At 70.5% G+C, this 3,194-nt stretch carries 2 protein-coding genes; one reads left to right on the forward strand and one right to left on the reverse strand.

The window, feature by feature from the left end:
• The first annotated feature begins 293 nt into the window (after positions 1-293).
• Positions 294-1,367 (forward strand): RICIN domain-containing protein, encoded by a 1,074-nt coding sequence (locus HKK72_RS37945; RefSeq protein ID WP_187239216.1) that lies wholly within the window; start codon positions 294-296, stop codon positions 1,365-1,367.
• 3 nt (positions 1,368-1,370) lie between these two features.
• On the opposite strand, the gene HKK72_RS37950 is transcribed toward HKK72_RS37945, so the two are convergent.
• Positions 1,371-3,194: AAA family ATPase (locus tag HKK72_RS37950; RefSeq protein ID WP_187239217.1), on the reverse strand; the 1,824-nt coding region annotated here is incomplete at its 5' end.

The raw sequence follows: 3,194 nt of genomic DNA on the forward strand, positions 1-3,194 counted from the left end.
TCACGCCCACGGCAAGGACCCTGAGCTGCATGAGCAGCACGAACGTGATGCCGACCCTGGACTCGGTGGAGCGACTCAGAGCATGCTGCGGCAGATCATCGGAATGGGACGCCGGCGAGGATGCGGGAGGAGACTCGCCAGAAGACATCGCGAAGCCCTCCGTTACGCGCACACCGGGGTACGAATCTAGAATAATCCTCGTAACAGCTCACATAGCCAACCGCTGACACGACTGACCCGCAAATGACTACGATGCCCGCAATAGCCTGAATCAGTGGCTTGAGGGGACGACAGTGTCCGGTACCCGGCTCGCGCCGCATGCCAGCGACGCGAAGACGCCCATCGAGTTCGTCGCGTTGATGCGGAGACTTCAGCAGTGGTCGGGCCTGACGATCCACGAACTGGAGTCCAGGGCCACCGCCGACGGGGACCGATTGCCCACAGGCCGGCTGACTGTTCTGCTCGACCACGACATCCTTCCGCCCAAGGAAATGGTCGCGGCCTTCGTGCGCGCGTGTGGCTGCAGCCCCGCCGTCCAGCGGGAATGGATTCGCATCCACGACCGCATCGCCGCCGGTCCGGCGGACCGGACCGCACCCGGTGCGACTTTTACCGAATCCCATTCTGGACCCTTTTCGAGAGACGAATCGCCCGAGGGAGAAGCGCCCGAAACCGACGATCACAGGCCCCGTCACCGCCGGCCGCACCGTCACCGTTCCGTCTCGCTGCTGGTCATGGCCCCGGTACTGATCACCGTCGTGATCGTGGCGATCTCCCTGTGGCCGGCCGACGGCCCGTCGGTCGGCCGCGGCGCCGCACCTGCGCAGGCCAGTGCGCGGGTCGGATCCGCGGCACCGGAAGAGGCCGCCTCAGTGTCCTCCATCGGGCTGCCCACGAACGGCTGGTACACCGTGCATCCCGCGGCTGGCCGGCCTGCCGACGAGTGCCTCTCGGTCCTGCCCGACAACGATTTCCGGCCGACGCTGGCGAGCGACACCTGCGTGGTGGACGACACCCTGCAGCGCTTCCGCTTCCAGGCCGTCCAGGGCGGGGCGTACACGATCAAGGGCACGACCAGTGACGACGACATCTGGTGCGCCACCGTGGACTCGCGCTCCGAGGGGGCGCTGATCCATCTCTCGTCGTGCGACCCGAGGTCGGTGCTGCAGCGGTTCGCCGTGACACCGGCGAGCGAGTCGTCGCGGAAGGGCCCGCTGTTCCGCCTGCTGCCCAAGGCCGCGGGCGGCATGTGCGTCGGTCTCGGCGCCCGCGTGGCGGGCACCGCCCAGACGATGCAGATCAGTTGCGGGCGGACCGGCGTACTGGAGTACGCCCTGTCTCCAGTGGCGTCCCCCACCGGGCGCTGACCGTCAGGCGTGCTCGGGTTCGCGGATGCGCTGGCTGATCACATGCGTCACCCCGTCGCCCCGCATGCTCACCCCGTAGAGAGCGTCGGCGCCCTCCATGGTGCGCTTCTGGTGGGTGATGATGATCAACTGCGACGATTCGCGCAGTTCCTCGAGGATGGTCAGCAGCCGCGTGGTGTTGGTGTCGTCCAACGCCGCCTCCACCTCGTCGAGGACATAGAACGGCGAGGGCCGGGCCCGGAAGATGGCCACCAGGATGGCGATGGCGACCAGTGACCGCTCACCGCCGGACAGCAGCGACAACCGCTTGACCTTCTTGCCCGGTGGCCGGGCCTCGACCTCGACACCGGTGGCGAGCATGTCGTCGGGCTGGGTCAGTGAGAGCTTGCCCTCGCCGCCGGGGAACAGCCGGGAGAAGATCCGCTCGAACTCGCGCGCCGTGTCGGCGAAGGCCGCCGCGAACACCTGCTCGACCCGCTCGTCCACCTCCTTGACCACGGTCAGCAGATCACGGCGGGTCTTCTTCAGGTCCTCGAGCTGTGAGGTGAGGAAAGCGTGGCGTTCCTCCAGCGCGGCGAACTCCTCCAGGGCCAGCGGGTTGACCTTGCCCAGGGTGGTCAGCTGACGCTCGGCGGCCTTGGCCCGCTTCTCCTGTACGGCCCGGTCGTACGGCTGCGGCACCGCGTCCTCACCGGCGTCCGGCGCCGGCGGCACCGGCTGGTCCGGGCCGTACTCCGCGATGAGCGACACCGCCTCGACGCCGTACTCCTCCAGCGCACGGGTCTCGAGCTGCTCCAGCCGCAGCCGTTGCTCGGCGCGGGCAACCTCGCTGCCGTGCACGACGTTGACGAGCTTCTCCAGCCGGCCGGACAGCTCGCGCACCTGATTCCGTACGATCTTGAGCTCGGCGTCGCGGCTCTCGCGACCGCGTTCAGCGGCCTCGCGCTCGGTGACGGCGTCCCTGAGCGATGCCTCGATCCGGTCCAGGGCCACGCGGCTACCCTGCTCGACGGCCTTGGCGACGTCGGCCTGCCGCGCTCTGCGCTGGCGGAGCACCGCGGCGCGGGCTCGTTCCTCCCGCTCCCGGAGTGCACCCCGCTCCAGCGCGTCGGCGCGCCCGGCGATCGCCTTCACGCGTTCCTCGGCCGTACGGACCGACAGGCGTGCCTCCATCTCGGCCGAGCGCAGCTCCTGGCAGCGCTCCGCGAGTTCGTCGCGGCGGATCAGATCGGGCTCCACGTCGAGGTCCTCCTCGGCCTCGGCGATCTCCAGCCGCTCCTGCAGCTCGGCGATGCCCTGATCGTCGCGTTCTCGTGCCTCTTCGGCGGCGGACGCGGCCTTGGCGAGGCGTTCGACCTCCTGGCGGGCCGCCTGCCCCGCCGCCTGCAGGCGCGCGAGCTGCTTGGCCTCATGCGCGGCCTTGGCGTCGACCTCACGCAGCCGGGCCCGGACCCGGTCGAGCGCCGACTGCGCCTCTCCCGCCGCGGCCTGCGCCTGGTTCACCGACACCCTGGCTGCGTCGAGCGCCGCCTGAGCGCGCTGTTCGGAGGCGGCCGCCTCGTCGAGCACCGCCGCGCTCCGCCCGGCCTCGTCGGCCGCGGCGGCGAGTGCCTCGATCGCCTCGTCCAGCGCCGCCCGCATCTGCAACGGCCCGTGCGCGCCGCCCGTGGCCCCGCCCTGCGCCCAGTGCGCACCGAGCAGGTCGCCGTCGCGGGTGACCGCCCGGAGCTCCGGCCTGGTCTTGACCAGGGCCCGGGCGGCGGGCAGGTCGTCGACCACGACGACGCCGTGCAGCAGATGGTCGAGGGCCGTCCGCACCGAGTCGGG

It is taken from the genome of Actinomadura sp. HBU206391 (assembly GCF_014323665.1).
Lineage (GTDB): Bacteria > Actinomycetota > Actinomycetes > Streptosporangiales > Streptosporangiaceae > Actinomadura_C.